The sequence below is a fragment of the Ureibacillus sp. GCM10028918 genome, from assembly GCF_042666115.1.
Lineage (GTDB): Bacteria > Bacillota > Bacilli > Bacillales_A > Planococcaceae > Ureibacillus.
Window position 1 is genome coordinate 347,158 of sequence record NZ_JBHTFK010000007.1, and the last position, 26,478, is coordinate 373,635.

Sequence of the window (26,478 nt, forward strand, 5' to 3'; positions counted from 1 at the left end):
AATGGTATTTTCGGGTTTTGTCACCCTCGTTTAGAATTTTTGGTGTTGCATTTTGGATTAACCAGAAACTGAATTGAAAATGGGTTTCTGGTTTTTGTGTTCATGTAAGAAGGGAACTATTCTTCTTCTATTGTATCTCCAAGACCTTTATAAGGTAAGTGGTCAATTCCTAACTCAGCTAATGCTGCCTGTGCTTCATCTATTAGAGTTTGAGCCTTTTCTTTAGTTGCCTCGTCAAGGTCAGCTAAGAAATCCATACGTTCACCTTTTATCCCTTTAGAAGGCAGGTCCACACCAAGTTCCGTTAGTTGAGTTTGAGCCTCGTCCTTCGTGATAGTACCAGCACGCTCTTGATCTAGAATGGATTGAGCCTTTTCTTTAGTTGCTTCATCAAGGTCAGCTAAGAAATCGCCGCGGCCACCCTTATTTCCTTTAGATGGAAAGTCACACCAAGTTCAGCAAGTTGAGATTGAGCCTCATCCTGTGTGATGGTACGTGCTTTTTGTTGTTCTAGAATAGCTTGAGCTTTTTCTTTAGGTGGCTCATCAAGATTAGCTAAGAAATCTTCGCGGCCAGCTTTATTTCCTTTTGTAGGCAAGTCCACACCAAGTTCAGCAAGTTGAGATTGAGCCTCATCCTGTGTTATCGTACCTACTTTTTGTTGTTCTAGAATAGCTTGATCTAGTATCTAATTAAACTTTGTGGTGTTCTATTGAACAATTCATACTTTACTCTTCAATGGTGAAAAAACGGTGAAAAGAAAAATAACTAATCAACTTAAGTAAATTAATTATTACCTGAGGGGAAAAGTTTTACTTTCAAGCCGTGGACAATAAGGGTTCGAAACAGTAGTTAGTAGTTCGCGAGAAGAGGTCTCGTGGACAGTAAGGGTCCGTAATAGTAGTTAGTAGTCGCGAGAAGAGGTCTCGTGGACAGTAAGGGTTCGAAACAGTAGTTAGTAGTCCGTGAGAAGAGGTCTCGTGGACAGTAAGGGTTCGAAACAGTAGTTAGTAGTCCGCGAGAAGAAGTCTCGTGGACAGTAAGGGTTCGAAACAGTAGTTAGTAGTCCGCGAGAAGAGGTCTCGTGGACAGTAAGGGTTCGAAACAGTAGTTAGTAGTCCGCGAGAAGAAGTCTCGTGGACAGTAAGGGTTCGAAATAGTAGTTAGTAGTCCGCGAGGAGAGGCCTCGTGGACAGTAAGGGTTCGAAATAGTAGTTAGTAGTCCGCGAGAAGAAGTCTCGTGGACAGTAAGGGTTCGAAACAGTAGTTAGTAGTCCGCGAGAAGAGGTCTCGTGGACAATAAAAGCTCGAAAGAAGTGTAACTAGTCCGTGACAAGTGCTCCCGCGAACAATCTAACCCTAAAAAAAGGGGGCCACTACTCCAATGAGAAGGACTTATAATCACCCTTTGCTATCAAAGAAGTAAAACCCCATCCACGAAGGTAATATGTCGTATTCAATATTTATCAGAAAGCTAATACTCATGGATTTACTTTTATCTTACTTGCTCCATTAATTTTCTATATTTATAAAGTGGTATCTATAAGTTTCAGTCTAGTATGATAATCATTTTTAAAGATGAACTCTAATTTTTCACCAAGTTTTCACCAACAACAAATAAATTATAGTCATTCGAAAAGAAAGGAGAAAATGTATGAAAACGAATTTGAGGCAAACATTCCTTAAGGGTGCAATCATCACTTCTTTGATTTTGGGAGTTTCCTTAATGCTGGGGGGATACGGTATTTCAGCAGCGGGCATACATGGTCATGGTCCGTGAGAAATGATGCAGACTAAAGGCTTTGGTGGTCATCATGTATTATATGGCCCACAGCATGGAGGATTTTCATGGATAGGTTTAGTTGTGTTTTTAATTGTTGGAATAGTTATTGTCATTTTCATAATGAAATGGCTTAAAAAGAAATCAAAATCTACATCAATGGAGCTGTTCATTCAAACAACTTTGGCGACCAGCCCATAGGTTAGGTACTTCTTTTCATTTATAGGAAAGTAAGATTCACAATTGGTATATATCCTTTTAGACAATGCAATTAAATATACGAGGGCAGGGGGAGACGTAAAAATTTCACTTCTGCAGGAACGTTCTTACCTTTGTATTGCTGTACAGGATACAGAAGTGGGAATTAAAAATGAAGATATCAATCGTATTTTTGAAAGGTTTTACAGAGCCGACAAATCCCGTTCACGCCAAATGGGAGGGCATGGCTTGGGTCTTTCCAGTGCGAAATAGATTGTGGAAACAGATAAAGGAACGATAGAAGTATCGAGTGAACCGGGAAAGGGTAGTACCTTTCTTGTCAAGGTACCCAGAATCGTGTGATAGGTTAGATAGCGTTGATCCAATAAAAGGGATTAGCGCTTTTTTGCTGAAGTTATTGAACAGATGGTATCGTTGACGCATAAGTTAAAATCATATTTTTGGGAAATTTAGTGAACCGAATCATATATTAAACTAAATATAGATATGAGGGAGCTAATAGATATGCTGACGATAAAAATTATGTTCAAACAATTTTTAGGTGAACCATTGTGGTTTAAAATACTTATCTCTACAGCTTTACTTAGTTCTATTGTTTTTAGCAGCTCATTTTTCTCGAACCATCCTTATATTCAAAGCTTTGCCAAGATAGCAGCAGCTGTTTTCTTTTGTGCATACGGATATAAAATGAGAAGGAGTCGGAAAAACTTTATCATTTTTATTTCCTTGGCATCTTTCTGTATTCTTCTAGCTATCCTGGAATTTTATTGGTGACATAGTTTAATTTGAGATACTATCGTGTTTTGAAAAGTAGGAAAAGAGATGGTAAAATGGCATTTGCAATAGCAATTTTCCTATTAGGAATAGCATTGGTTGCAGCTGTTTATTTTACGTTCGGCAAGTCGAAGAAAAGGAAATTGATTGTATGGGGCATAATCACGATGATCGCCATAGCCCCTTTTTTCACATGGTTAGTCAGTATTAGCTTTGCCATTATTGTCGGAGATGGGTTTGCTGGAATCGGTTTAATGATGATTATGTTTCCATTTATATTTTTGGTCGGTATCATTCTGCTTTTAGTAGGGATTTTTGTAAAAACCAAACAGGTGCAATTAAATGAGAATTAATTAATTTAGAATCGTCATTACCTGTATCATGTAGTATCCTCCATAACCAAGTAATTTTTAACGGTAGAGAAAAACAACAATTTCATATATTATTTAAATATACTTTTAAAAGAAACTATAAAATATTTTAAACAAGTGTCTAGCTTTAGCGGCTAGCCCCTCGTGTTACTTCGTTTCCTCTCTAGAAGACAAAAAGCGTCTTCTTGTCGGAAACTCCAGCGCGTGCCGGGGCAGAACAAGCCGCTTCCGCTTTTGTGGTCTAGCTGCAGCGGTTAGCTCTTCGAGGTCCCTCCAGTGTATGTCGGGCTAAACAGCCGCTTCCGCTTTTGTGGTCTAGCTGCAGGGGCTAGCCCCTCGCGTCACTTCGTTTCCTCTCAAGAAGACAAAAAGCGTCTTCTTGAGAGGAAACTCCAGCGCGTGCCAGGGCCAACCAGCCGCTTCCGCTTTTCTTGGTATCCTGCAAATATGAATGATAGGTGGACAAATATGAATTATCGAATTTTATTATATTATCATTACACAACTATTGAAGATCCTGCTAGCTTTGCGGCTGAGCATTTGCAAGCATGTCAGGACTTAAATCTGAAGGGTCGTATTATTGTTGCGACCGAGGGCATAAATGGAACGGTATCAGGTACAGTTGAAGAAACGAATGCCTATATGAATATGATGAAGACGAATCCATTATTTGAAGGGATTGTGTTCAAAATTGATGAGGCAGAAGGACATGCATTCAAGAAAATGCGTGTTCGTCCACGTCCTGAGCTTGTGAATTTAAGCTTGGACAAGGATATTAATCCACATGAAATAACTGGACGTTACTTGTCTCCTGTTGAATTTATGGAAGAAATGCAACGGGAAGACACTGTTGTTCTTGACGTACGAAATACTTACGAATACGAAGTTGGCCACTTCCGAGGAGCAATTCGTCCAGAGGTAGAAACATTCCGTGATACACCGGCATGGATACGTGCTAACAAAGAGTTATTCGAAGGGAAACGAGTACTAACTTACTGCACAGGTGGAATCCGTTGTGAAAAGTTCTCAGGTTGGTTAAAGACTGAAGGAATTGGTGAGGATGTTGGCCAATTACACGGCGGGATTGCAACTTATAGTAAAGATCCGGTGGCAAAAGGGCAGCTTTGGGACGGGCAGATGTATGTTTTTGATGAGCGAATTACAGTGCCGATAAACCAAGTAGAGCATGTTGTTGTAGGAAAGGATCATTATGACGGCACACCTTGTGAGCGGTACGTGAAATGTGCCAATCCTGAATGCAACAAGCATATTTTAGCCTCTGAAGAAAATGAAGCAAAGCACCTTGGTGGTTGTACATTAGAGTGTACCAAACATCCTCGTAATCGTTACATCGCCAAACACGATTTGTCGGAAGAACAGGTACAAGCGATCATTTCCGAATTGGAAAAAAATGAACAGCATATTTAACGAAAAAGGAGTGTGAATCACGAATTCATACTCCTTTTTATATGTATAATAGGGTAAAAGCAGGGCTTAATTATATTTCTGGTTGCCTAAAGAAAAGAAATGTGTAAACAAAACGGGATAATGGCTTTGGCCTCACACTGTAAATGATAATATTATTTTGGAATCATGTCTATTTTGTGAATAATCGCAATTGTTGTCGAAATGTAAGGTTTTAGTATTGTTTATACTGGTCTTTTCGTGCTACGCTGTTAAAAAATCGCTCGAAATTTAGGGGAGTACAGCTACGTTTTTACCAGAAATATTTTTTGGAGATATATGCGAAATGAAGGAGATAGAAAATGAGTTGGTTAAAAGATAAAGTAAATTTAAAGTGGATCATTATGATTTTCATTATCGGTCTCCTATTCTTTTTTGCAAATGCATTAAATTTTTTATTGTTAACATTTATTGTTACATATCTGGCCTATACGATATTTGTAAAGGTGCTGCATATTTTACCCCAGTCTTTAAAACGTCCAAAGCTATTATTGGTGCTTATGTATACACTTATTTTAGTGGTCGTGGGGACTACCGGTTATCGTTATCTTCCATCTGCAATCAATCAATTGTCAGCAATCATTGTTCAAAGTTCCTCTTTCAATCTTGAACTGTATCGTGATATGATTCCCGAGAAAATTTACGGATTTATCTTAAACCTTGATATGGAAGGGATTTTAAGAGATATTGGTGGAACGATATTAGATAAAATAGGAGATGTCAGTACATTTCTATTAGAGGCGTTTATGGCACTGCTATTAAGCTTTTTCTTCATTTTGGAAATTGATAAAATTAAAGTGTTTTGTAAGTCCTTTAAAACAAATCAAACAGAAAAAATCTATAACCAAGTCGTTCTATTTGGGAATAGTTTTTTGAATACTTTCGGTCTAGCCATTAAAGTACAAATAATGATTTCAACAATAAACACGATTTTAACAGTCATTGGGTTATTAATTTTAGGGTTTCCAAATATTTTAGGATTAGCGATCATGATTTTCTTCCTAGGCTTAATGCCGGTCATCGGGGTCGTCATCTCTCTAATACCTCTTACGATTATTGCATTCCAAATTGGCGGAGCAATGTATGTGATTTATATTTTCGCTATTATTATGATTATCCATGCCATTGAATCCTATATTTTAAATCCTAAACTCTACTCCATTACGATGAAATTACCAATCTTCTTTACATTTATGGTTCTGATGGTAGGGGAGCTCTTATTCGGTGCATGGGGATTAGTCATCGGTATTCCATTGTTTGTATTTATAGTCGAAATGATTAAAGGTACAACGGATTTGAAACAAATATTAACAAAGTAAATAGTGAGGAACGTTAATCCAAATAGGATTGACGTTCCTTTTTTAAATTCACTCATTGCCCATTCATTTTTAAGCAGAAAAATCCGTCATCCTCAACCCATTCCGCATACAATGCGTCTTCAAATCGGGTGATATCCCTTTTTTTAAGCTGTTTAAGAAGCCATTCTTCATCATATCCTGCTTCTCTTAAATTATCTGGAACCACTTTGCCGTCACTAATTAATGTAATTGGTAAATAGGCAGGTTTTTGTTTGACACTTAAATCTTCTACTGTAGGTGATGCATATTTCGCTTTTCGCATAACACTGATTTGTCCGTTTGGCTCTAAAATCATATACTCAACCTCCCGAATAGAGAAAATATCTCTTTGCTGTCTAAGCATTTGCTGTAATTGATCGATATCAAGATGGTTTGAACTTAACTGCTCCCGATCAATTTTTCCTTTCCTGATGATAATCGATGGATTGCCTTCAAATGTTTTTCGTAATCTCCGAAATTTTTGTGTTAGCTTTTCAACTGTAAAGATTAAGACGGTCCATAAAAATAATGCGTACAATATCGACCAGATTTTGATGTTATCATCATAAACACTGTTTCCAACAAGTTCTCCGAGTACCATGGCAGATATAAAGTCAAAGGGCGTCAGCTGTGATATCTGTGTTTTTCCCAATATTTTAGCAGCAAATAACAAGGCTATAAATCCAAAAATAAGTTCGATTGTTGTTTGTCCTAAATTCTCCACATTATTTCACCTCTTTAAAAACCATTTCTCCCTGAGTATAGCCAACAAAGTCATTACAAAAACTCCAACAATAGAATAACAAACGGTAGTTTCACAATAAAAGGTTAGTACTGATAGTTTATTCAGTACTAAAACGAGAAACATTGAACAAACTTAAAAGGATATCCCTTTCCACGAAACATGGGTAATAAGTAAAATGGGCCGGGATAGGAAGGAAAGATTTGAACCTTCTATTTGAGAATGAACGAAATTGGTTTCTTCAAAATATTTAACAGTAGAGTACCTTTTTGTTGAAGGGTTTGACGGAAAGGAATAAGTTAAAAGGGAAAGACAAGTGGGCTTACATGCTTTATGGAGTAAGGAATTGTAGACTTTAAAAATTATGAACGGGGTGGATATGATGAAATTATCCGGTAACACAATTTTGATAACAGGCGGGGCATCTGGAATTGGACTTGCTTTTGCTGAACAATATTTGAAAGAAGGAAACGACGTTATAGTTGTGGGTCGTCGGGAAGAAAAACTGGCTGAAGCAAAAGAAAAATATCCGCAGCTACATACCCGTGTTTGTGATTTGTCCGAAGAGCGGGAGCGCATTCAATTGTATGAATGGGCTATAAAGGAATTCCCGCAGCTGAATGTTTTAATTAATAATGCTGGAATACAGCAAAGGGTAAATTTATTAAATGCAGCAAATGACTGGAGATATTACCAAAACGAGCTGGCGATCAATGTAGAAGCACCAATTCATTTATCTATGCTATTTATTCCTCATCTGATAAAGCAAGAGGAAGCAACGATTGTAAACATTACCTCAGGATTGGCGATTCAGCCTGGTATATGGGTGCCGATCTACAGTGCTGCAAAAGCTGCAATGCATTCATTTACACTAACATTGCGTCAGCAACTAGAAAACACGAGTGTTGAAGTAGTAGAGATATTGCCTCCTGCCGTCAATACAGATTTAGGAGGCGTTGGCCTTCATACTTTTGGAGCACCGTTACCTGATTTTATTGCTGGGATTTTTAATGGTTTAAAAAATGGTAAATCAGAAATTGGCTATGGGGGTACTGAACAGCGACTTACTGCCTCAAAAGAAGAAATTGAACAAGGAATGAAAAATGCCTGGCAGGGCTTTTTGAAAAATAATCCAGACTTCTTGTAGTGATCTTCTGTTTTGCAATCTTCCAAGGGTTAATGTAAACATAACTGGCAGATGAAGAACAAAGCATCGTAAATTAAAATGCTTTGTTCTTTTATGCTTGCTGAAGATACCAACACAAAATTAACTCTAGGTTTGCCGAAAACTAACGGAGATATTGCAGCAGTATCTCTAACGCCACCGTAATGAAATGGATAGCTTGCAACAATCTAAATTTTTTACTTTTGATTTGAATTCTAATTCTAAACCATCTGGATTGTATTTTATCTCTACATCTGACGTAATCCCAACGGAATGTATTAACCTTTCTACCTCTTGGCTATTCGATTGTTGTGCAACGTCCATTAATCTAGCACCAAATTCCTTTGAAGAAGCTAATTTGTCCAGAACCATGCTCGCTTCTTTCATAAGCTTATTCGATTGAATTGCAGATTCGTACAATAGTTCGGGATCAACTGGCGGATACGGGGACCGACTTAAAGGCTGTGGATTTTGACTTCCAGGAACACCAGGATGTTGTACTACATATTGCAATTGGTTTGCATGCATAGGAATTGAGGGCTGATACATAGGATTGACTACTTGATTTCTGGCAACCGGGTGATAAGCAGCATAGTTATAAGGCGACTGGTAGTAATGGGGCTGGTAAAAGTAATGCATAAAAAACTCCTCCTAGTAGATTCATACAAGTAACTATCTCTAGAATATGGGTAGTAGTTCATTTAGTTTAGGTTTGTGACTAAGTGATGTAATTTAGCTCCCCTATTTAAGAAATACTGTAAAAATTATCAAGCTTTATTAAAGGGTATATTTATTTACAAGTGCCGAAGCTTCATGTAATACCTGAACGGAACTCAAGAGTGAAAGATGAAGGTATCCACATTCTTAGAGACAATAGAGTGAAAGTATAACAAGAAGGATAAGCAACCCCATGAAAAGCAGCCGATAAAGCGATGTATTACGCAAAAAATAATGGGAAGAATAACTACCAAATATACACCAATGACTTAAATGATATTGAAGTTAATGGTAAAGGAATCTTTAAAAATTGGATGGAAGTATTCAAAGTCCTTTGAATTAAGATAAAAAAGCAATAAAGCAAGCGCCGATACTGTAATTCATGGTACAGTTAGAGAGAAAATTATAAAGAAGAGTAGGAGTACAATATGATTGAGGTAAAAACCTCTCCAATAAGTGATGGAGAATTTAATAGAGGCGTATTTGCAACACAGGATATCAAAAAAGGGGAGCTTTTTCATGAAGCACCTGTCATTTCTTATCCAAACGAGCAGCATCAACACATTGAGAAAACCTTGCTAGCTGATTACGCTTTTGAGTATGGGATCAATCATACGGCGATTCTTCTCGGCTATGGCATGTTGTTTAACCATTCCTATGAACCGAATGCCATTTATGAGATTAATTTTGACAATCATACATTTGACTTTTATGCATACAAGGATATAAAAGCTGGTGAAGAGATTCTCATCAATTATAATGGGGAAGTCGATGACAAGGAGCCACTTTGGTTCAATAAAGACTGAAGTAGAGAATGCCTTAAACAGGGATACTAGAGGAAATAGTAAATTTAATAGAGATTTTATATAAAAATGCGTTAATCCAAATATGGATTAACGCATTTTTGGCGTAAGAAATTTTGCAAAGAATATAAATTTGAAGTTTACTATGCTACTATACGGGTACTATGGCAATAATAGGAAATATTTTGGGTGTTTTAGGAAGAGTTTCCTATTTATTGATTATAAAAAGATATAAAAATAAGAATGTATGGTGATATTGATTTTAAAGAATTAGATAGATAATTAACTAAAAATAGATTAAAACCAAAACAATTATGAATCTATTAAAATACTAAGAAAGTTGGAGGGAATATGTTGTGGCAAAAATAGCTATTACTTTATTAGATTTGGAAGATGCAATTGCAACTCTACAGAACCGAATGATTGATATCGGCCTATCAAAAGGTTTAACTCATCCAGATACCGTCAAATGCAGTCAAGAACTAGATATAGTCCTAAATCACTTCCAACAAATCAACGCACGGCAGGACTGTTATGTTCCGATAAACTAATTCCATACACCATGGGTTGTTAGATAAATCCTTTATCCAGTAATCCCTGCTTCTCAATAGGCTTATATAAAAAAGAATGTCTCAAAAGCATAATTTTCTATTGAGACATTCTCAGGTAATTAAATCCCATAAAACTTCTTAGTATTTTCATATAAAATTTTTGCGGTTTCCTCAATAGTGCGAGCTTGGAGTTCTGCTATTTTTTCTATGGACTGAACCATCATTTTTGGTTCGGTCCGTTGATTTGTATATGGTCCTTCAAACGGCCATGGCCCATCCGTTTCGATCATCATTTGTTCAATAGGGTACTTGCGAATGAGCTGCTGAATTTCATCCTCATATAAACAATCCGGTGTAATGGATATAAAGTATCCATTTTTTACCATCCTTTTAACAACGATATCATCGCCCTTAAACCAGTGAAAATGAGCTTTTGTCACGCCATGCTTTTCTAGTAATTCACATGCAATTTGTGCATCATCGTAGACTGCATGAAGAACAATGGGTTTCTGTGAAGAAGCAGCAAATGCGACAAATCGGTCTAGCAACTGAATGTAAGGTTCGTAGTCCAAGGGTACCAGACTTTCTAATTTCTTATAGTAAGGTAACCCGACTTCACCAACTGCCACCATTTCGTCTATATGCTCTTTCATCCATGAAAATAGCTGATCCATTTCTTCAATTGAAGGTATATCCTGTTCAGGGTGAAAACCATAAGCTGCATGTATACGGTTATCCTCAAGAGAAGAGCTGCGATTCTTGATACAAGAAGGCAAGTCAAAGGATACAGCCACCAATGCTTCAACACCATGCTCTGCAAGCTTGGCTAAAATTTCTTTTCGATCGTCCTCATCATAATGGTCGAGATGGATATGGGCATCAATCATCATTCTGCTATTTCCTCCTTCATGTATTGGAAGATTTGTTGCTTTAGTTGGAAAAATTCATTCGTTTCAAATAAAAGCTCGTCTCTTGGTCGTGAAAAGGGGACGGTGATTTCTGCTTTTATATATGCTGGTCTTTTCGATAAGATATAGATTCGGTCTGCTAAAAATAATGCTTCTTCTATGCTATGGGTAATAAACAATATAGATTTGCGGTCTTCTTCCCAAATGGAAAGAAGCCATTTTTGCATCTTGATTCGCGTAAATTCATCCAAAGCTGAAAAGGGCTCATCTAAACAGAGAAGGCTTTCATTGCTAAGTAACGCACGAATAAATGCGACTCGCTGCTTCATCCCTCCTGATAATTCATTGGGATACGATTCTTCGAATTCTGTTAAACCGGCTTTTTCAAGCAAACGTCTTGCTTGTTCATAATCGGGTTTTCTTTTTAGTTCTGCTGCAAGAACAACGTTTTCTAACACAGTACGCCATGGAAGTAAGGACGGGTTTTGAGGCATGTAGCTAATCAAGCCTTTCTTTCCATTAATCGTTTCTCCGTTTAACTGAATACTTCCGTTGTCTGGTGCAAGAAGGCCGCCGACAAGTTGAAGAAGGGTACTTTTCCCGCTGCCAGAGGGTCCAAGGATTGCAACGAACTCATGTCTATTCACTTTTAGATTCAATTTATCCAGTACTGGAAGCTGTCCAAAAGCTTTATTTAATTCAGTAATTGTTAAACTCATCTCATTCCCTCATTTCGACCTTTAATCAATAGTTTTTCCACAAGCCGGATTAACCCGAACAAACAAACGCTTAATAACATGATAAAGCCAATCGCTACGAATACGCGATCAATGCGAAAAGAAGATTGTGCTAGCGTCATATAGACACCAATGCCTTTTTTGGCACCAAGCCACTCGGAAATGACAGCGCCCATCACACTGTAGGTAGCTGAGATTTTTAAACCGGAAAAAATGGAGGGAAGGGCATGGGGCAGCTCTAGCTTCCAAAAGATTTGTTTATTGGTAGCACCAATCATTTTCATATAATGTTTTAACTCAGGAGCTGTTTGCCTAAACCCATCCATGCTGGCTACAACAATCGGGAAAAAGCAAACTAGGCTAATGATAATGAGCTTGGGCAGCAGCCCGAAACCAAACCATATAATTAATAAAGGCGCTAACACAATCGTTGGGATATTTTGCGATAAGATTAAAAGTGGATAAAGGACTTCATTTACTTTTGGCAATCGGTGAAGAATGATGGAAATCAGAAGTCCGACACTACTGCCTATAATAAGTCCAACAATCGATAAACTAATGGTAGAAATTAGATGACCATAGAAGTCGCCAAAGCCAATTGACGCCTCTTTCAAAACGTCGCTTGGAGCGGGCAATAGCCATTTTGGTGTATCCGTCAGTCGAATGAGTAGCTCCCATAGGATAAATAAAAAGAGAAGGAAGAAAAGAGACCTTCCTCCACGCATCCGCATTTTTTTCATTAATGATATTTCTCCGTGAGGGCTTCCATGGATGTTCCGCTTGGTTGATATAGAATTTTCACCTGCGTAATCACATTAATGCTACCTAGTTCAATCATCTTTTTATTCATTTTTTCGATGATGGATAAAAGTGTGGAAAGTTCGCCCTCCATCGTAGTTTCCAATGGCTGAACCTTGTATTTCACACCGGACTCCTCAATGACAGCAATTGCTGCATCTACCAAAGGGATTACATCTGCAAATTCTTTTGTTTTTGGGATAATTTGTACACTAATCAATGAATTGGCCATTTTTATTCTCCTTCTTTCGGTAAAAATTCATTTGTAAATGCTGCTTCTGGGTCAAAGTCGCCTTCTAATACACCGTTTTCTTTCATCCACTCGGCATAGTTTTGCCAAACCTCTAATTTCTGTTCTCCAAAGCGCGGAGCATCGTCCTGATATTTATCTGCCAGCCATTTTTGGCTTTCCAGCACAAGCTCGGTATCCAGTTCGGGAGCTGCTTTAGAAAGGATAGCCGCTGCTTCCTCTGGTTTTTCAATTGCAAATTGATAGCCTTGAGACGCTGCTGCTACAAAGGCTTTCACTGTTTCTGGCTTTTCTTCAATCATTTTTTCATTTGTTGCAAGAACCGGAGTATAGTAATCTAGTTTTTCACTATAGTCCGTTAAGTAGACCATATTGATGTCTTCGCCACGAAGTTCAGCTTCAATTCCTGTCCATGCGTAATAAATCCACGCAAAGTCTATTCCTTGATTGGTCATTGTGAAAAAGTCGGCATCACCGGCATTTACGATATCAAGCTTATTGATATCAGCATTTTCTGTGTTCATTAAAGTTTCTAACACAGCCTGTTCAATAGGGGAGCCCCAACCTCCATATACTTGTCCCTCGAAATCTTTTGGAGAAGCAATCTTTTTGGCTGCTGGTGAGGCAAACCCTGATGTGTTGTGCTGAATCACCGCTGCAATCGAAACAATCGGTACATCCTGTGTACGTGCTAGAGTAATTGATTCTTGGTAGCTTACACCAAACTCTGCATTACCTGAAGCCACAAGCTGATCGGCACCCGCATCACCTGGTTGTATAATTTCAACGTCCAAGCCTTGCTCTTCGAAATAGCCATTTTCTTTTGCAACATATAACCCTGTGTGATTCGTGTTAGGTGTCCAATCCAACACCACGCTTACTTTCTCTAATTCATTTGTTTCGTTAGTTTGCTCGTTTGATGTTGAGTTTGTTTGTGCTACGTTCGATTGGCAGCCAACAAGCGCGAATACTGCAATCATCACAAAGATGTAAAATCTTTTCATGGGAATCCTCCAATACATTTGAATTAATCCATAAAAAGAAGAAATAAAAAACGTCTGGGATAGAAATAATCCCAGACGTAAATAACATTCATTTCAATATGAAAGAAACTCAGATTGAAGCCAATGTTCCCTACGCTGGTATTAACCAAATCAGGTTCAAAGGGTCAGTATCTAACGGATACAGTCTCAGCTGGCTAAACCAGCACCCCTACATTCTTCTTGATATGAACTTATATTTCCTATTTTAGACAGAACTATGAGAAAAGTTCAATATTATTTTGAAATACATTTTAGATAAATAGAGTCGTGGATATCCATCTTCGTACAAATGATAGAATTTCAAGTGTTCACTTGGTTACAGGAAGATGTGAGTTTTGTTATAATCGGAATTAGAGAATCTACAACCAAAATAGTATTAGAATTAGGGGAGAAAAACATTTGCCAATTGCTATCACTATCTTAGTACTTGCCTTCGGTTTGGCATTTTTTACTAGCCGTAACAAGGCAAGGAAAAAGAAGCTTGTAACTTGGGGAGTGGCGACAATTGTTGCTATTGCCCCTTTAGTAGCTTGGATTGCCGGGATTTTATTTGGAATGGATGAAGAAGACGGGTTTGTAGGATTTACTGTTATGATATATAGCTTTATCTTGCTTGAAGTCATCGGTTTTGCCCTTGTATATCTTGGCATTTTTAAAAGAATGGTAAAATAAGTGTTTCTACAAATGTAGGGGCGCTTTTTATTTTTGCGTATCTTCCCAAAGATTTTATTGTATTTCGGTGTAAATAGAATTAACATGGATTTAAAATTATAATAATTATGAGGTGTTTTTATGGCACTAGAGATTACATTTCGCGATGCGACACTAGAAGATTTACCGAAAATTGTAGAGATTTATAATTCAACGATCGCAGGCAGAATGGTTACGGCAGACACTGAACCGGTTACGGTAGAAGATCGATTAAAATGGTTCCATGAGCATAACCCTTCCAAAAGACCTCTTTGGGTAGTGGAAACAAGTGGTGAAATCTGCGGATGGGTAAGCCTTCAAGACTTTTATGGAAGACCTGCCTATCAAGCAACGGCAGAAGTCAGCATTTACTTGGATGAAAATTTCAGAGGAAATGGTCTTGGAAAGACAGTGTTATCGAAAGTCATTGAAACGGCACCAAGCTGTGATGTGGATACTTTATTAGGATTTATCTTTGGTCACAACGAGCCAAGTCTTCGTTTATTTGAAAAGTTCGGTTTTGAAAAATGGGCTCACTTCCCGGAAGTGGCAACTTTGGACGGAGTAAAAAGAGATCTAGTTATTTTAGGGAAAAAGCTTTCGAATTAAAGAAAGTTTAATAGTTCAACAAAAAAGGCGTTGTCTCAAACTATATATGAGGCAACTCCTTTTTTTGTCGAACAAATAGCAAAAGAAGAGTCTTTTGAAAAATTAATGTAACATGTAGTTAACTTTTTGTGTAGTTCAACATACATTATGTATAACAAACTTTACTTTATGTAAAAAATAATAAACAGGGGGTGAAGATATGACCTATCAAGAAAAGAAGAGCATCGTATCGTTGATCAGTGCCATATTTATTTTTGTAACCTATTGCTTGTATATGTACCCGCGTTATCCTGGAGAAGGTGTGGAGTCGATGGAGAGCTTTCGTTACTGGGGTTCTTTCGTGCTAATTCTAGCTGTGTTTTCAATAGTGGCACATATCATTATCAGTATTATTTTTAATATTGTCTTTAGAATGACAACAAAAGAAAGGGAACCAAAATTTGCAGATGAACTGGATAAGTTAATTGACTTGAAAGCGTTCCGGAATTCATTTTTTGTATTTATCATCGGCTTTATTCTTGCCATGAGTTCACTTATTATCTACCAGCCTTTGCAGGTGATGTTTATTATCCTAATCTTCTCAGGTTTCATATCGGATGTGACCGGATCTGCTACAAGGCTATATCACTATAGGAGAGGAGTGTAAGATGGGAAAAAGTCTTGTTGGCAATCACATACGAAAACTACGATTCAACCATGACGAAATGACTCAACAGCAATTGGCTGACAAGGTGGGTGTAACAAGACAAACAATCGTGTCTCTCGAAAAGGGAAATTACTCTCCATCTTTGGAACTGGCATTTCGTATTGCTAAAGCCTTTAATTTACCGTTGGAAGAAGTATTTTTCTACGAAGAAGACACAAAGCAGAAGAACTTTGATTGATATTGCTATATCGTTTTTGAAATTATTAAACAAAGGGGATAAAAAATGAGTTCAAATAAGAAATCGGCAAAGATTGTAGGAGTTCTGTTTTTACTTGCAGCCATTACGGCAGTTATTGGTCTTAATTTATATGATCCTATCCTTAATGGATCGGATTACCTAAAAAGTGGTGCCGAACATGCAAACCAAGTGATACTAGGTGCAATTATGGAGCTGATTCTTGTAGTTTCAGTAGTTGGAACTGCAACAACAATGTTTCCTATTTTAAGAAAGTATAATGAGACGGTGGCTCTTTGGCATGTATGTTTTAGATTCCTTGAAGCTGTTATTATTACTGTTGGAATAATTAGCGTGCTTTCTCTATTGACGTTAAGTCGGGAATTTGTTGCAGCAGGATCTCAGGATTCGGCGTACTTTCTGGCTTCTGGAACTCTTTTAAAAGCAATACACGACTGGACATTTTTACTGGGTCCTCTTTTCATGCTTGGTATAAACACGATTATGTATAGTTATATCTTTTATAAAACGAAGCTAGTACCTAGATTCATATCGACATTAGGAATGACGGGGGCGATGCTTGTTTTCATTTGTGCCTTCCTGGTAATGTTCGGTGTATTTCCGCAAATTTCATTATGGGGTGGAATATTTGCGCTACCAGTAGCCGCGAATGAAATGATTTTAGCGATATGGCTGATCTTTAAAGGATTTAACGAATCTGCACTTGCTTCCATTTCTGATAAAAATTATGCGATCAGGTAGTGGCATGAATCTAATCCTGGAATAACGAAGTTTGCATTAAAGTAGAGATATAAAAAGGAAGATTTCTAGAAATGAACTGCATTCCATTGTTAGAAACATCTAACATGGAGGTGCAGTTTTTTATGTTTGGGATGGTATCCTTCTGAAGAAAAAAAGGAGTGAATTCTAGTAATTGGTGTAGTCCTAACAGATTTTTTATATCTATATAATAGTCGGAAAATTTGGTATACTGAAAAATATTCCCTTTCTTTGGAAAAATTCAGAGTTTTTACAGAGTATAAATTTAATATGGAGGGTGTCTATGTGGAAGCTTTTAAAGAATGATTTTCTTATAGAAAGAACAAATAAGAAGAATATTATTGCCTGTATTGTCGTTGCACTATTTGTTTTTGGGCTTTTTTCTTATATAAAAATCGAAAACTCACAAAAACTTATAGACGAAAAGGCAAGTGAATATCAATCTGTCGCATCAGCTTTGACGAAGTTTCAAACCGCAGATGCCATGGATTATGGGAATGGAAGCGACTTATACTATAATTTGCTCCAGCAGCAGCGGTACGTAGTGAATCAAAGTATGGCTCTTAAAATAGAACGCCCGCAATTATATCTAGATACGGGGATAAAGCTGGCTGAGTTAAGGGAGAGTGCTTTTGATTTAGAAGGATATGAAAAGGTAGCGGCAAATCTTCCTGGCAAAACAGAGAATCAATTGGATTCGATACTCTATCAATTCATGGACAAAACGGGATTGTTGGTCTCTCAGGATACACTATCATTCTTTCCATTTCTCTTAAATTTATTTATGATGCTGGGGTCTTTTTGGTTTATTTTCATCAGTATTTTTTCATGTGGCATTTTAATTGAGGAGTTCCGTCATACCTCTTTAATAAAAGGGTATCCTGTTTCCTTTGATAAATATGTCTTGGCAAAATCTGCTTCAGCAATGCTCATAGTCTGTTTTTTTATAGTAGAACTATTTATTTGCAGTTTGCCCTTCATATACTTTTACGGGGCAGGGGACCCAAAGTATCCGATTGCTATATTTGATGGCAGTTTTAAAGTAATCGGGACTTTCGAATACATAGGGATTGCCGTGGTTTATATGATTTTTATAGCGATTTTTACAATTCTTCTGTCTCTTATTCTAAATGTGTTATTAAAGAATACGTATTTAACGTTATTTGTTCAATTACTATTGTTTATTGCTCCTTCTTTATTTCCTGCGCTAGTTAGCCTTGTCCCATTTAATCCATTTAACTATATGAATTTTACTAATCTTTTAAGTGGACAAAGTCTCGAGCTTGCAAAGCCAATCGGATTGGAACTGATCCATGGATTAATCTGCATCGGTATAGGTATTGTTCTGATGCTGATTGCTGTTAAGCTATTCTTTACTGCTGGAAAACTAAAAAAAGTATAGGGGGAGACAAATGCGAGCCTATTTTAAGTTTGAATTTATTCAATTCATGTTCAATAAGAAAAATCTAGCCGTCTATGTCATTCTGCTGTTTTTTGCATGCTTCTACGCATTAAAAATTGCTCCTTTCTATGATCCGATTGAAAAGGTCGATAGAGATGAAATTGAAGCGAGATACCTGACAAGAGAGGACTTTTTAAACAACGTTGTTCTTGATGAGAATACATATCCTTTAACAAGATTTGCAGCTGCCATTTATCCGGAGTGGAACGAATACGATAAACAACGATTAGACGCAATAGATAACAATGATCTGAAAAAGTATGCAGAGGCGACTTATAATTGGTACGAATACTCGGATAGCTTGATTTTTAGAAGTGGTAAGGGTCTTCTTTATTATAATCCTCGTTATTACACGGCAGGGAATCTTTATGCAACAGAGGATGGGCACTACGCCTATATGTATTCTGCCAGTCGTTTTAAAGGCTATGCAGAAGGAACTTCTAATTTATCGATGGATGTATTTGAGGAAAGGACAGCCTTGCAAACGTTACAGCGATTGCTGCATGGCTATCTACCTTTGATTCTCCTTGTCAGTTGCATTCTCTTCACTGTAGATATTGTATTAAAAGATAAACGAAATCCAACGTTAATAAAGGGTTTCCCGATTTCGATATGGAGAAGGCTGCTTGTAAAAGGAGGGGTTGCCCTAATAGGGAGCATCCTGGCTATTATTCCGTTGTCTGTGGGTTTCTTCCTCATTGCGATTCAAAATGGGCTGGGTGATTTGGATCTGCCGGTGCCGATTTTTAGCTACGAAGCCAGAGCCTTTACTGTAATTACAATGGGAGAATACCTATTCCAAAACGCACTGTTGATTCTTTTCTGGTTTTTATTGCTGATTTCATTGCTATTGCTAATAAGTATTACCATAAGAAATGAATTTGCCAATTTAGCATTAGGCTGTGTCGTTGTTTTTGCCGAGTTTTATTATTATGTGAGAGGGCTTGGATTTGTAAAGGATATTCAATGGTATCCATCGAGCTATGTTCATGTAGGGCAAATAATTGCAGGTTACCGCGAGTACCTCAATAATTCAGTAACGCTGACATTGACAAATGGTCTTCTTGTCATGATTGCATGTACAGCTATTTGTCTTTTCATTACTTTCATAATTAGTAATCAAAAAAGGTTTAAGATACTTTGATGAACAGGAGGAAACTATATGATGGAGCTAAAAAATATAGGGGTGAATTTTTCAGGTAGAGATATATTAAAAGAGGTCTCAATCAATTTCCATCCTGGGGAAATCATTGGTTTGGTTGCACCTAATGGAACTGGGAAATCTACGTTGATGAATGTAATCATGAATTATCTTCGCCCAAACAGTGGGAAAATAATATTTAATAAGGAACTGGAATATACAACGAAAAAAAATGAAGTAAAAATTCACAAGCTCGTTTCCATGATGCCTGACCAAAGTGACTTATACAATCACCTTTCCGGAAAGCAGCATCTCAAAATGTATTCATCCATGTGGGATAGTAATCCAGAATTAATCGAAAGCACAATTAATTCACTTGGAATGGAGTCCTATGTAAATAAGAAAACGGGGACCTATTCATTAGGGATGCGTCAAAGACTTTGCTTTGCTATGCAAATTGTTTCAGATACGCAAATCATGTTAATGGATGAAGTAATGAACGGTCTAGATCCTACGCAGGTTGAAATAATTTCACAAATCCTGGTGGAGAAAAAAGCGGAAGGAAAAACGATTATCATCGCTTCTCACTTACTTGAAAATCTGGAGAAATACGCAAATCGCATTTTCTTTGTGAAAAGTGGAAAGCTGGATTTCATTGAAGATATCTATAAGGATTTAGGAGTCAAAGGAAATGTCGTCATTCGAGTACCCGAGGGAACGCCGGAGTTGCAGGAAAAGCTATCGCAAGCCTTCCCGGAACTGAACATCCAATTATTAGCCAACAATGTTGCATTAATCGACTTCCTTAAAAATGAATCGGGAAAGTTAGAAAGTATATCAGCTTTTCTAAGTGAAAATCACAAACAAGCATTCAGTGTAGGGAAGATGACATTGAGTGATCTTTATTCTAAGTATTATCACTAGAAGGAAAATGGACACGAGCTTGAAACCTAAAAGGGGAGTCTTGGAGAAATCAAATTGAGGAAGTTTCAAGGACACCATTTAAACTAATCCGATAAGACTTGTCCATGAGAAGCAGTCTCGGGGACACCATTTAAACAAATTCGCTAAAGCTTGTCCTTGAGAAGCAATCTCGAGGACACCATTTAAACAAATGCGATAAAACTTGTCCATGAGAGGCAGTCTCGGGGACACCATTTAAACAAATGCGCTAAGACTTGTCCATGAGAAGCAGTCTCGAGGACACCATTTGAACAAATGCGGTAAAACTTGTCCATGAGAAGCAATCTCGGGGACACCATTTAAACAAATGCGCTAAAGCTTGTCCTTGAGAAATATACTCTCCGCCACAACATCAGATTTAAAGGTGCTACCCTAAAGTCTCGATGACCTTAGGGTAGCACTTTTATAATGATTAATGGAATAGCTTGTCTACACGTTCGCAAACCTCATCAGCAGAAAGACCAGTAGCATCTATAACAGATCCTTTAATGGCAGTATCGCTGATTCCCATCACATTATCATCTTGACCAGTAATCACACAAGCATCACAGTTTTGTGCATCTGCTTCACTACGAAGCTGAACTACTTCATAGCCTTTTGCTTTTAAAGCTGCTTCCACGTTAGATAATGATTGTTCAACACCAATAGTATTCGGCATAAATCTTCCACCTCCCATAATGTAATGTGTCAAATAGGCAGATGAATTATTCATTTCAAACAAAAAATAATTTAAATAAAAAAAATGCCACACTTTTGTTAAAGTGTAGCATCAAAAGAGGAGCATACTAAAAGCTACTTAATTTTCTTGCGTGCTTTTTCTTTAACCCACGTCTCTGCATTTCTATTTTAATAAGGGATAAAGCTTTTTTGCACTCGAAAAAATGATTTAAATCATATAAGGACTGCCTTTTTTTCTGTTTAAACAATTTCTTTTCTTTCCTGTATTTCATATATAAATCGGATAGTTCTTTATCAGTTAACTTCATTATTTTCACCTACAAATAGTAATGACATTTCTGTATCCGTGTTTTATATTCGGTTAAAATCGCGAATACTTATTTTATACCACCAAGAACACAGGGTAAACCAAGTATACCCAAGTGACCAGCCAGCTAATACATCAGATGCAAAATGACGGCCTTCTGTAATTCTGGAAAGGCCAATAAACACAAATATTATAATAGCTAAAACCCAAGCAATCTGTGAAGCTTTTTTTGATTTAACAAGTTTGCTAAATACAAAGGCAAGGGTCAGTAAAAATAAAATGCCATGGGTTGAATGCCCTGATGGAAAGCTAAATGTGGAAAGTTGATCGACAATTTCGGGACGGGGCCGTTCAACTACGCGTTTTAAAAATTGATATAGTCCAAATCCCACGCCGATTGTTAGAAACACGAAGAACATTAATTGATAATCACGAAGGCGAACCCAAATAATTGCGAGAACAATCAGTGAAACACCAAAAATGACCTTCGTTTCACCCAAATAATGAAAGGGTGTAATTAAATCAAATCCGAACAATATGTCCGAAACTTTTTGGTCAAAAGCTTTGATAGCAGGTGTCTCATAGGTAATCCATAAAATACAGAATACAACAAAAGCAAAAATAGCGAAACCATATCGAAATTTCTTCATTCGTTTCATTCCTTTTAATTAACATTTCCCATCTGGAATTAAAACGTACCACATATTGAAAATAGAAGGCAAATACAAATATATATAAATCCAATATAATTTCTCTCTATTTTGTGAGACATACCCATTGAGACGGAATAGCCTTGAGATGATTTTATTTATTAATAAATTTAAACTATTATATAATTAGTCTAGGGAAAATATGGATGATCCTTTGGAATCATACTAAATATCTTAAATACTTTGCAGATTTAAACTATAACTAAATTATCCAATCTTAAAATGGAGGTGCTAAAACTTGAGAACGGAAAGAAATGTGACATTGGAAGGAGATACAATAACCCTTGTTCCGCTTGAAATGAGGTATAAGGAAGAATTATATGAAGCTATTAAGAGTCTCGATGTATGGAAATATACATGGAGGGAAGTTAAAACAATAGAAGACCTAGAACAAATTTTATCCGTAGCTATGAAACATAAAAATGACGGTACCCAAATCCCCTTTATTATAAAAGATAAATTATCAGGTGAAGTACTAGGGACTACCCGTATTGGTGACATTGATTTAGCAAATCGAAATGTTGAGATAGGATGGACATGGCTTTCTCCTGCTGTTTGGAGAACTAAGGTAAATACAGAATGTAAATACGTATTACTGTGTTATTGTTTTGAACAACTAGAAGTTTTACGTGTGCAATTTTCAATTAGTGGACAAAACAAGCGCTCTCAAAAAGCGGTAGAACGAATAGGCGCCGTAAAAGAAGGTACATTTCGAAAACATCGAATTAAGGCTGATGGAACAATACACGACAACATCTTCTACAGTATTGTTGATACAGAATGGAATGAAGTAAAAGAAAGGTTGATTGGTTTACTGGAGAAGGAGTACTGAGGTTAATAAATGACAAGAGGAACAATAGAAAATTTAAGAATCGTCTCCAATCGAAGAGACCGCATTTGGGGTAATTCGCTATTGCTCAAATTCCGATAGGCGACAAACAGCTGGGGAAATTGCTTCCATGTTTTTTAAAATTATGTCAAAAGGACCGCTTGATGCGATTGGCATAAAGAAATATATACTTGAAAAAACCATAAAAAGAGGACTATTTCATATAGTCCTCACAGAGTGTAGACAAAGTCGGAAATCGACTTTGTCTACACTCATTTTTAGAGAAATACTTAAAAAATAAATATCCTCAGACTGACTTGAAAACGCTTGTCAGACAAGGCGGGAAGTCGAGCGAAGACCCGAATAGAACATAACGTTCATGAGGGGGCGAGTGAGGCGACCAACGCAGTATGCGAGCGTTTGTCAACAGTCTGAGAGGACTATTTCATATAGTCCTCAACTAATTCAAAGCATCTTTCTTCTGTAAGATAATTCAGGACCACAACATATTCTAAATGTTCCATCGTCCCGCCCTTATATTTTAGAGATGCCTCAAGTGCAGTTTGATCTCGGTAATCTATCCATTTGCGTTGTGCTTCTCTTAGTTGGTCCATGTCTTCAGAAGGAAGCTGCTGCTTTAAGACGCCGTATATTTCATTTAGCAAACCGTCCCAAATATCGTATATTTCGCTTTCCGCGTCTTTAAGAGCGGTTGTGCTTTCATCTGTTGGATTATTACGCATCTCGTCGGTTTCTTTTTTCGTGTCATTTAACTTCTGGAGATATTCTTCCTTCAGACTAGTTGCAGTATTATTGGAAGATGGGTCTTCAACTTGTGCAGGGTCATTCTTTGATGTATCCACTATTTCAGAAGAGACGGCGTTAGTAGAATCATCGCTTGAGTCTTCAGTTGAGATAGTGTGATCCAACGAAGAATTTGAGTCATCACCTGAATTTCCACAAGCCGCTAAGAGAACAGATAATAAGGTTAGCATTTCCAATAGAAACTTACGGCTATTTTTCATAAAAACTACCTTTCTTCTTTTAGTTTGCTATTAAGTGTTTAAAATGCTCTCTTCTAAAACCTCTGATTTATCACCGTAAACTTTCATAATGTGATTGTCTCCCCAATTACATAGGGCATTTAAGATTCCTTCTAAGCTCTTACCATATTCACTTAGTTCGTACTCTACTTTTGGAGGAACTTGATTATAAACAATGCGATTAATGACGCCATCCTCTTCAAGTTCGCGGAGTTGTTGAGTAAGCATTTTTTGCGTAATGCTCGGCATAAGTCGTTTTAGTTCACTAGTCCGCTTTTTTCCATGAGTAAGGTGACAAAGGATGACACATTTCCACTTACCTCCAATAACCTCCAAAGTTGCTTCGACTGATATGTTATATTTCTTTTTCTGCATATGTGAATCCTCCAATTTAATAGGCACTAAAAAGTACCTATATCACTTTTTGGTACCTATATTACTTTTAAGTGCGTACTTTTATTTTCAATCCGTATATCTCATAATAACATTTGCCGGCCGATTCTTACTACACTTTCTTTTAATAGTTAATCTGTAAGAAGGTTTAGAAGAATTACTTACTGGAGGGGAGACAATATGGATTTAAGTAAAAAACAAAGCACATGGGCATTACTCGCATTAGCGGTAAGTGCATTTGCAATAGGTACGACTGAATTTATCAGTGTCGGATTACTGCCGCTGATAGCGGATGATTTAAGTATACCGGTAACAACTGCAGGGTTAACGGTTTCTTTATATGCATTAGGAGTTACTTTTGGGGCTCCTGTGCTGACTTCTTTGACATCGAATGTACCGCGCAAGACGTTATTGCTGTGGATTATGATTATTTTCATTGTTGGAAACAGTCTAGCTGCATTTTCTGAGTCTATCAGTGTGTTGCTTATCGCACGCGTTATCTCGGCTTTCGCACATGGTATTTTCATGTCAATTGGAACGACAATTGCGGCTGATTTAGTACCTGAAAATCGTAGAGCAAGCGCCATTTCCATTATGTTTACTGGTCTTACAGTGGCTACTGTAACGGGTGTACCATTTGGAACATACATTGGACAGCAACTAGGCTGGAGAGCGGCGTTTTTTGTTATAGTAGTAATTGGTATACTTGCGTTTATTGCAAATAGCATCCTAATTCCATCTACTTTACGTAAAGGGACAAAATCAACATTTCGCGATCAGTTTAAGCTCATCGCAAATGGTCGCTTATTGCTGGTCTTCATTATTACTGCATTAGGCTATGGTGGGACGTTTGTTGTGTTTACTTACTTATCACCGTTACTTCAAGAGATAACCGGGTTTAAAGAAGAAACGGTAGCGGTTCTATTATTAATTTACGGAATTGCCATTGCAATAGGGAATACGATTGGAGGAAAACTTTCCAACCGAAATCCGATCAATGCATTGTTCTATATGTTTATTGTACAGGCAATCATTTTATTTGTTTTACTGTTTACGGCACCGTATAAAATCGTTGGATTAATTACAATACTTTTCATGGGACTCTTTGCCTTTATGAACGTGCCAGGTTTACAAGTATATGTTGTAATGCTGGCGGAACGATTTGTACCTAGTGCAGTGGATGTAGCATCAGCTATCAATATTGCTGCGTTTAATGCAGGGATTGCAATAGGTTCATTTGTTGGAGGGCTAGTCACGGATTCTATCGGACTTATCCACACATCCTGGATTGGTGCACTTATGGTTTTAATTGCGGCAATTCTAACAGGATTTAGTAGAGCATTGGAACGCAGGGATCGAGCAAAAAATGCTTAAGTATTAAGGGTGTCATACCTAAGGAAATAAAAATACGAAAATTTGGAGGAAGTAACAATGAATTTACAAGATACAACAACTTTGCATAACGGCGTTAAAATGCCTTGGTTTGGGTTAGGAGTTTTTAAAGTAGAGGAAGGCCCTGAGCTCGTAAATGCTGTAAAATCAGCTATTAAAAATGGATATAGAAGTATTGATACTGCAGCGATTTATGGAAATGAAGAAGGAGTAGGCAAAGGAATTCAAGAGGGCTTAAAAGAAGCTGGAATTTCGAGAGAAGAGTTATTTGTCACTTCGAAAGTATGGAATTCTGACTTAGGTTATGAATCAACTCTTGCAGCATTTGAGACAAGCTTAGCGAAGCTGGAATTAGAGTATTTAGATTTATATCTTATACACTGGCCAGTGGAAGGGAAATACAAAGATGCTTGGCGAGCACTAGAAACGCTTTATAAACAAGGACGAGTAAAAGCGATTGGTGTTAGCAATTTCCAAATTCACCATCTCGAAGATCTTATGAAGGATGCTGAAATCAAGCCGATGATCAACCAAGTAGAATACCATCCAAGACTCACGCAAAAAGAGTTGCAAGCATTCTGCAGGGAAAACGGAATTCAGCTTGAAGCATGGTCACCTTTAATGCAAGGACAATTACTGGATAACGAAACGTTACAAGAGATTGCTGCTAAATATAATAAATCCGTTGCCCAAATCATCCTGCGTTGGGACTTGCAAAACGGAGTGGTGACAATTCCGAAATCAACAAAAGAACATCGTATTATTGAAAATGCGAATGTCTTTAATTTCGAATTAACGAAAGAGGATATGGAGATTATCGATGGATTAAATAAAAATCATCGAGTAGGTCCAGACCCAGATAATTTTGATTTTTAATAGTTACTAAAGTAAAAGCCGTATCGATTTGATACGGCTTTCCTTTTTCCCTTTTATGAAAGAAT

General features: G+C 37.3%; 33 protein-coding genes and 1 riboswitch. Of the genes, 20 read left to right on the top strand and 13 right to left on the bottom strand.

Going from position 1 to position 26,478, the window contains the following annotated elements; translation table 11 throughout:
* Positions 1–116: 116 nt before the first annotated feature.
* Both ACFQU5_RS10970 and ACFQU5_RS10975 read right to left on the bottom strand, forming a co-directional pair.
* Positions 117–257, bottom strand: coding sequence for a hypothetical protein (locus ACFQU5_RS10970; protein WP_390287677.1), 141 nt, complete (start codon positions 255–257; stop codon positions 117–119).
* A gap of 143 nt (positions 258–400) precedes the next feature.
* Positions 401–604 (bottom strand): hypothetical protein, encoded by a 204-nt coding sequence (locus ACFQU5_RS10975; protein WP_390287679.1) that lies wholly within the window; start codon positions 602–604, stop codon positions 401–403.
* 1,050 nt (positions 605–1,654) lie between these two features.
* Between ACFQU5_RS10975 and ACFQU5_RS10980 the strand changes: the two genes are divergently transcribed.
* The 6 genes from ACFQU5_RS10980 to ACFQU5_RS11005 all read left to right on the top strand — a co-directional run bounded on the left by ACFQU5_RS10980 (position 1,655) and on the right by ACFQU5_RS11005 (position 5,927).
* The gene (locus tag ACFQU5_RS10980; protein ID WP_390287681.1) at positions 1,655–1,780 is read left to right on the top strand and encodes a hypothetical protein; all 126 of its coding nucleotides are present in this window, start codon (positions 1,655–1,657) and stop codon (positions 1,778–1,780) included.
* Positions 1,781–1,783: 3 nt separating this feature from the next.
* Entirely contained in the window at positions 1,784–1,981 is a 198-nt protein-coding gene (locus tag ACFQU5_RS10985) for a hypothetical protein (protein ID WP_390287683.1), read from the top strand.
* A gap of 42 nt (positions 1,982–2,023) precedes the next feature.
* Positions 2,024–2,251: an ATP-binding protein gene (locus ACFQU5_RS10990; protein ID WP_390287685.1), complete on the top strand. Its 228-nt coding sequence runs from the start codon at positions 2,024–2,026 to the stop codon at positions 2,249–2,251.
* A 578-nt stretch (positions 2,252–2,829) separates the two neighbouring features.
* A complete protein-coding gene (locus ACFQU5_RS10995; RefSeq protein WP_390287687.1) occupies positions 2,830–3,126 on the top strand; it encodes a hypothetical protein in 297 nt (98 codons plus the stop codon).
* A 486-nt stretch (positions 3,127–3,612) separates the two neighbouring features.
* The gene (gene trhO, locus ACFQU5_RS11000; RefSeq protein ID WP_390287689.1) at positions 3,613–4,572 is read left to right on the top strand and encodes an oxygen-dependent tRNA uridine(34) hydroxylase TrhO; all 960 of its coding nucleotides are present in this window, start codon (positions 3,613–3,615) and stop codon (positions 4,570–4,572) included.
* A gap of 338 nt (positions 4,573–4,910) precedes the next feature.
* A complete protein-coding gene (locus ACFQU5_RS11005) occupies positions 4,911–5,927 on the top strand; it encodes an AI-2E family transporter (RefSeq protein ID WP_390287691.1) in 1,017 nt (338 codons plus the stop codon).
* A gap of 52 nt (positions 5,928–5,979) precedes the next feature.
* On the opposite strand, the gene ACFQU5_RS11010 is transcribed toward ACFQU5_RS11005, so the two are convergent.
* Positions 5,980–6,669: a YetF domain-containing protein gene (locus tag ACFQU5_RS11010; protein WP_390287693.1), complete on the bottom strand. Its 690-nt coding sequence runs from the start codon at positions 6,667–6,669 to the stop codon at positions 5,980–5,982.
* Positions 6,670–7,069: 400 nt separating this feature from the next.
* On the opposite strand from ACFQU5_RS11010, the gene ACFQU5_RS11015 reads away from it, so the two are divergent.
* Positions 7,070–7,834: an SDR family oxidoreductase gene (locus ACFQU5_RS11015; protein ID WP_390287695.1), complete on the top strand. Its 765-nt coding sequence runs from the start codon at positions 7,070–7,072 to the stop codon at positions 7,832–7,834.
* A gap of 168 nt (positions 7,835–8,002) precedes the next feature.
* Here the strand turns inward: ACFQU5_RS11015 and ACFQU5_RS11020 are convergent, their stop codons facing one another.
* The gene (locus ACFQU5_RS11020) at positions 8,003–8,491 is read right to left on the bottom strand and encodes a YuzC family spore coat inner layer protein (protein WP_390287697.1); all 489 of its coding nucleotides are present in this window, start codon (positions 8,489–8,491) and stop codon (positions 8,003–8,005) included.
* Positions 8,492–8,997: 506 nt separating this feature from the next.
* On the opposite strand from ACFQU5_RS11020, the gene ACFQU5_RS11025 reads away from it, so the two are divergent.
* The gene (locus ACFQU5_RS11025) at positions 8,998–9,375 is read left to right on the top strand and encodes an SET domain-containing protein (protein ID WP_390287699.1); all 378 of its coding nucleotides are present in this window, start codon (positions 8,998–9,000) and stop codon (positions 9,373–9,375) included.
* A gap of 353 nt (positions 9,376–9,728) precedes the next feature.
* Positions 9,729–9,923: a Spo0E family sporulation regulatory protein-aspartic acid phosphatase gene (locus ACFQU5_RS11030; protein ID WP_390287701.1), complete on the top strand. Its 195-nt coding sequence runs from the start codon at positions 9,729–9,731 to the stop codon at positions 9,921–9,923.
* Between the two features lie 119 nt (positions 9,924–10,042).
* Here ACFQU5_RS11030 and ACFQU5_RS11035 read toward each other — a convergent pair whose 3' ends face one another.
* Genes ACFQU5_RS11035 through ACFQU5_RS11055 form a run of 5 tightly spaced genes read right to left on the bottom strand, consistent with a single transcriptional unit; the run spans position 10,043 to position 13,620 of the window.
* Positions 10,043–10,813, bottom strand: a complete 771-nt coding sequence (locus ACFQU5_RS11035; protein ID WP_390287703.1) for a TatD family hydrolase — start codon at positions 10,811–10,813, stop codon at positions 10,043–10,045.
* The gene (locus tag ACFQU5_RS11040; protein WP_390287705.1) at positions 10,810–11,550 is read right to left on the bottom strand and encodes an ABC transporter ATP-binding protein; all 741 of its coding nucleotides are present in this window, start codon (positions 11,548–11,550) and stop codon (positions 10,810–10,812) included. The genes ACFQU5_RS11035 and ACFQU5_RS11040 overlap by 4 nt, the downstream gene beginning before the upstream one ends.
* On the bottom strand, positions 11,547–12,308 hold the full coding sequence (locus ACFQU5_RS11045; RefSeq protein WP_390287707.1) for an ABC transporter permease: 762 nt from the start codon (positions 12,306–12,308) through the stop codon (positions 11,547–11,549). Before ACFQU5_RS11045 ends, ACFQU5_RS11040 begins: the two co-directional genes overlap by 4 nt.
* A complete protein-coding gene (locus ACFQU5_RS11050; protein WP_390287709.1) occupies positions 12,308–12,598 on the bottom strand; it encodes a thiamine-binding protein in 291 nt (96 codons plus the stop codon). Before ACFQU5_RS11050 ends, ACFQU5_RS11045 begins: the two co-directional genes overlap by 1 nt.
* Positions 12,599–12,600: 2 nt before the next feature.
* Positions 12,601–13,620 carry an ABC transporter substrate-binding protein gene (locus tag ACFQU5_RS11055; protein WP_390287711.1) on the bottom strand — a complete coding sequence of 340 codons (1,020 nt, stop codon included), beginning with the start codon at positions 13,618–13,620 and terminating at the stop codon, positions 12,601–12,603.
* 110 nt (positions 13,621–13,730) lie between these two features.
* A riboswitch (TPP riboswitch) is annotated at positions 13,731–13,840 on the bottom strand.
* A gap of 218 nt (positions 13,841–14,058) precedes the next feature.
* Between ACFQU5_RS11055 and ACFQU5_RS11060 the strand changes: the two genes are divergently transcribed.
* From ACFQU5_RS11060 to ACFQU5_RS11095, 8 genes are all read left to right on the top strand, one after another.
* Positions 14,059–14,331 (top strand): hypothetical protein, encoded by a 273-nt coding sequence (locus ACFQU5_RS11060; protein ID WP_390287713.1) that lies wholly within the window; start codon positions 14,059–14,061, stop codon positions 14,329–14,331.
* A gap of 120 nt (positions 14,332–14,451) precedes the next feature.
* Complete coding sequence (locus ACFQU5_RS11065; RefSeq protein ID WP_390287715.1) at positions 14,452–14,958, top strand: GNAT family N-acetyltransferase; 507 nt, start codon at positions 14,452–14,454, stop codon at positions 14,956–14,958.
* A gap of 199 nt (positions 14,959–15,157) precedes the next feature.
* A complete protein-coding gene (locus tag ACFQU5_RS11070) occupies positions 15,158–15,604 on the top strand; it encodes a hypothetical protein (RefSeq protein ID WP_390287717.1) in 447 nt (148 codons plus the stop codon).
* 1 nt (position 15,605) lies between these two features.
* Positions 15,606–15,842 (top strand): helix-turn-helix transcriptional regulator, encoded by a 237-nt coding sequence (locus ACFQU5_RS11075; protein ID WP_390287719.1) that lies wholly within the window; start codon positions 15,606–15,608, stop codon positions 15,840–15,842.
* A 45-nt stretch (positions 15,843–15,887) separates the two neighbouring features.
* The gene (locus ACFQU5_RS11080; RefSeq protein WP_390287721.1) at positions 15,888–16,601 is read left to right on the top strand and encodes a DUF4386 domain-containing protein; all 714 of its coding nucleotides are present in this window, start codon (positions 15,888–15,890) and stop codon (positions 16,599–16,601) included.
* Positions 16,602–16,902: 301 nt separating this feature from the next.
* Positions 16,903–18,021: an ABC transporter gene (locus tag ACFQU5_RS11085; RefSeq protein ID WP_390287723.1), complete on the top strand. Its 1,119-nt coding sequence runs from the start codon at positions 16,903–16,905 to the stop codon at positions 18,019–18,021.
* Positions 18,022–18,031: 10 nt separating this feature from the next.
* Positions 18,032–19,225: an ABC transporter permease gene (locus ACFQU5_RS11090; protein ID WP_390287725.1), complete on the top strand. Its 1,194-nt coding sequence runs from the start codon at positions 18,032–18,034 to the stop codon at positions 19,223–19,225.
* Between the two features lie 18 nt (positions 19,226–19,243).
* Positions 19,244–20,146, top strand: coding sequence for an ABC transporter ATP-binding protein (locus tag ACFQU5_RS11095; RefSeq protein WP_390287727.1), 903 nt, complete (start codon positions 19,244–19,246; stop codon positions 20,144–20,146).
* 451 nt (positions 20,147–20,597) lie between these two features.
* Here ACFQU5_RS11095 and ACFQU5_RS11100 read toward each other — a convergent pair whose 3' ends face one another.
* Both ACFQU5_RS11100 and ACFQU5_RS11105 read right to left on the bottom strand, forming a co-directional pair.
* Positions 20,598–20,843, bottom strand: a complete 246-nt coding sequence (locus tag ACFQU5_RS11100; RefSeq protein ID WP_390287729.1) for a YkuS family protein — start codon at positions 20,841–20,843, stop codon at positions 20,598–20,600.
* A 371-nt stretch (positions 20,844–21,214) separates the two neighbouring features.
* Complete coding sequence (locus ACFQU5_RS11105; protein WP_390287731.1) at positions 21,215–21,820, bottom strand: phosphatase PAP2 family protein; 606 nt, start codon at positions 21,818–21,820, stop codon at positions 21,215–21,217.
* A 298-nt stretch (positions 21,821–22,118) separates the two neighbouring features.
* Between ACFQU5_RS11105 and ACFQU5_RS11110 the strand changes: the two genes are divergently transcribed.
* Entirely contained in the window at positions 22,119–22,712 is a 594-nt protein-coding gene (locus ACFQU5_RS11110; protein WP_390287733.1) for a GNAT family N-acetyltransferase, read from the top strand.
* 437 nt (positions 22,713–23,149) lie between these two features.
* Here ACFQU5_RS11110 and ACFQU5_RS11115 read toward each other — a convergent pair whose 3' ends face one another.
* Complete coding sequence (locus ACFQU5_RS11115; protein ID WP_390287735.1) at positions 23,150–23,734, bottom strand: lysozyme inhibitor LprI family protein; 585 nt, start codon at positions 23,732–23,734, stop codon at positions 23,150–23,152.
* 30 nt (positions 23,735–23,764) lie between these two features.
* Positions 23,765–24,127, bottom strand: coding sequence for a winged helix-turn-helix transcriptional regulator (locus ACFQU5_RS11120; protein WP_390287737.1), 363 nt, complete (start codon positions 24,125–24,127; stop codon positions 23,765–23,767).
* Positions 24,128–24,325: 198 nt separating this feature from the next.
* Between ACFQU5_RS11120 and ACFQU5_RS11125 the strand changes: the two genes are divergently transcribed.
* Together ACFQU5_RS11125 and ACFQU5_RS11130 are read left to right on the top strand one after the other, a co-directional pair.
* Positions 24,326–25,519: an MFS transporter gene (locus ACFQU5_RS11125; RefSeq protein ID WP_390287739.1), complete on the top strand. Its 1,194-nt coding sequence runs from the start codon at positions 24,326–24,328 to the stop codon at positions 25,517–25,519.
* A 57-nt stretch (positions 25,520–25,576) separates the two neighbouring features.
* Positions 25,577–26,413: an aldo/keto reductase gene (locus tag ACFQU5_RS11130; protein WP_390287741.1), complete on the top strand. Its 837-nt coding sequence runs from the start codon at positions 25,577–25,579 to the stop codon at positions 26,411–26,413.
* The last annotated feature ends 65 nt before the right edge of the window (positions 26,414–26,478 follow it).

What these genes read in the sequence shown, in the direction of transcription:
- ACFQU5_RS10970 (WP_390287677.1), bottom strand. Translation starts at nt 257, where the DNA reads ATGGATTTCTTAGCTGACCTTGACGAGGCAACTAAAGAAAAGGCTCAA.
- ACFQU5_RS10980 (WP_390287681.1), top strand. Translation starts at nt 1,655, where the DNA reads ATGAAAACGAATTTGAGGCAAACATTCCTTAAGGGTGCAATCATCACT.
- ACFQU5_RS10985 (WP_390287683.1), top strand. Translation starts at nt 1,784, where the DNA reads ATGATGCAGACTAAAGGCTTTGGTGGTCATCATGTATTATATGGCCCA.
- ACFQU5_RS10995 (WP_390287687.1), top strand. Translation starts at nt 2,830, where the DNA reads ATGGCATTTGCAATAGCAATTTTCCTATTAGGAATAGCATTGGTTGCA.
- trhO (WP_390287689.1), top strand. Translation starts at nt 3,613, where the DNA reads ATGAATTATCGAATTTTATTATATTATCATTACACAACTATTGAAGAT.
- ACFQU5_RS11005 (WP_390287691.1), top strand. Translation starts at nt 4,911, where the DNA reads ATGAGTTGGTTAAAAGATAAAGTAAATTTAAAGTGGATCATTATGATT.
- ACFQU5_RS11015 (WP_390287695.1), top strand. Translation starts at nt 7,070, where the DNA reads ATGAAATTATCCGGTAACACAATTTTGATAACAGGCGGGGCATCTGGA.
- ACFQU5_RS11020 (WP_390287697.1), bottom strand. Translation starts at nt 8,491, where the DNA reads ATGCATTACTTTTACCAGCCCCATTACTACCAGTCGCCTTATAACTAT.
- ACFQU5_RS11025 (WP_390287699.1), top strand. Translation starts at nt 8,998, where the DNA reads ATGATTGAGGTAAAAACCTCTCCAATAAGTGATGGAGAATTTAATAGA.
- ACFQU5_RS11035 (WP_390287703.1), bottom strand. Translation starts at nt 10,813, where the DNA reads ATGATGATTGATGCCCATATCCATCTCGACCATTATGATGAGGACGAT.
- ACFQU5_RS11040 (WP_390287705.1), bottom strand. Translation starts at nt 11,550, where the DNA reads ATGAGTTTAACAATTACTGAATTAAATAAAGCTTTTGGACAGCTTCCA.
- ACFQU5_RS11045 (WP_390287707.1), bottom strand. Translation starts at nt 12,308, where the DNA reads ATGAAAAAAATGCGGATGCGTGGAGGAAGGTCTCTTTTCTTCCTTCTC.
- ACFQU5_RS11050 (WP_390287709.1), bottom strand. Translation starts at nt 12,598, where the DNA reads ATGGCCAATTCATTGATTAGTGTACAAATTATCCCAAAAACAAAAGAA.
- ACFQU5_RS11055 (WP_390287711.1), bottom strand. Translation starts at nt 13,620, where the DNA reads ATGAAAAGATTTTACATCTTTGTGATGATTGCAGTATTCGCGCTTGTT.
- ACFQU5_RS11065 (WP_390287715.1), top strand. Translation starts at nt 14,452, where the DNA reads ATGGCACTAGAGATTACATTTCGCGATGCGACACTAGAAGATTTACCG.
- ACFQU5_RS11070 (WP_390287717.1), top strand. Translation starts at nt 15,158, where the DNA reads ATGACCTATCAAGAAAAGAAGAGCATCGTATCGTTGATCAGTGCCATA.
- ACFQU5_RS11075 (WP_390287719.1), top strand. Translation starts at nt 15,606, where the DNA reads ATGGGAAAAAGTCTTGTTGGCAATCACATACGAAAACTACGATTCAAC.
- ACFQU5_RS11080 (WP_390287721.1), top strand. Translation starts at nt 15,888, where the DNA reads ATGAGTTCAAATAAGAAATCGGCAAAGATTGTAGGAGTTCTGTTTTTA.
- ACFQU5_RS11085 (WP_390287723.1), top strand. Translation starts at nt 16,903, where the DNA reads ATGTGGAAGCTTTTAAAGAATGATTTTCTTATAGAAAGAACAAATAAG.
- ACFQU5_RS11090 (WP_390287725.1), top strand. Translation starts at nt 18,032, where the DNA reads ATGCGAGCCTATTTTAAGTTTGAATTTATTCAATTCATGTTCAATAAG.
- ACFQU5_RS11095 (WP_390287727.1), top strand. Translation starts at nt 19,244, where the DNA reads ATGATGGAGCTAAAAAATATAGGGGTGAATTTTTCAGGTAGAGATATA.
- ACFQU5_RS11100 (WP_390287729.1), bottom strand. Translation starts at nt 20,843, where the DNA reads ATGCCGAATACTATTGGTGTTGAACAATCATTATCTAACGTGGAAGCA.
- ACFQU5_RS11105 (WP_390287731.1), bottom strand. Translation starts at nt 21,820, where the DNA reads ATGAAGAAATTTCGATATGGTTTCGCTATTTTTGCTTTTGTTGTATTC.
- ACFQU5_RS11115 (WP_390287735.1), bottom strand. Translation starts at nt 23,734, where the DNA reads ATGAAAAATAGCCGTAAGTTTCTATTGGAAATGCTAACCTTATTATCT.
- ACFQU5_RS11120 (WP_390287737.1), bottom strand. Translation starts at nt 24,127, where the DNA reads ATGCAGAAAAAGAAATATAACATATCAGTCGAAGCAACTTTGGAGGTT.
- ACFQU5_RS11125 (WP_390287739.1), top strand. Translation starts at nt 24,326, where the DNA reads ATGGATTTAAGTAAAAAACAAAGCACATGGGCATTACTCGCATTAGCG.
- ACFQU5_RS11130 (WP_390287741.1), top strand. Translation starts at nt 25,577, where the DNA reads ATGAATTTACAAGATACAACAACTTTGCATAACGGCGTTAAAATGCCT.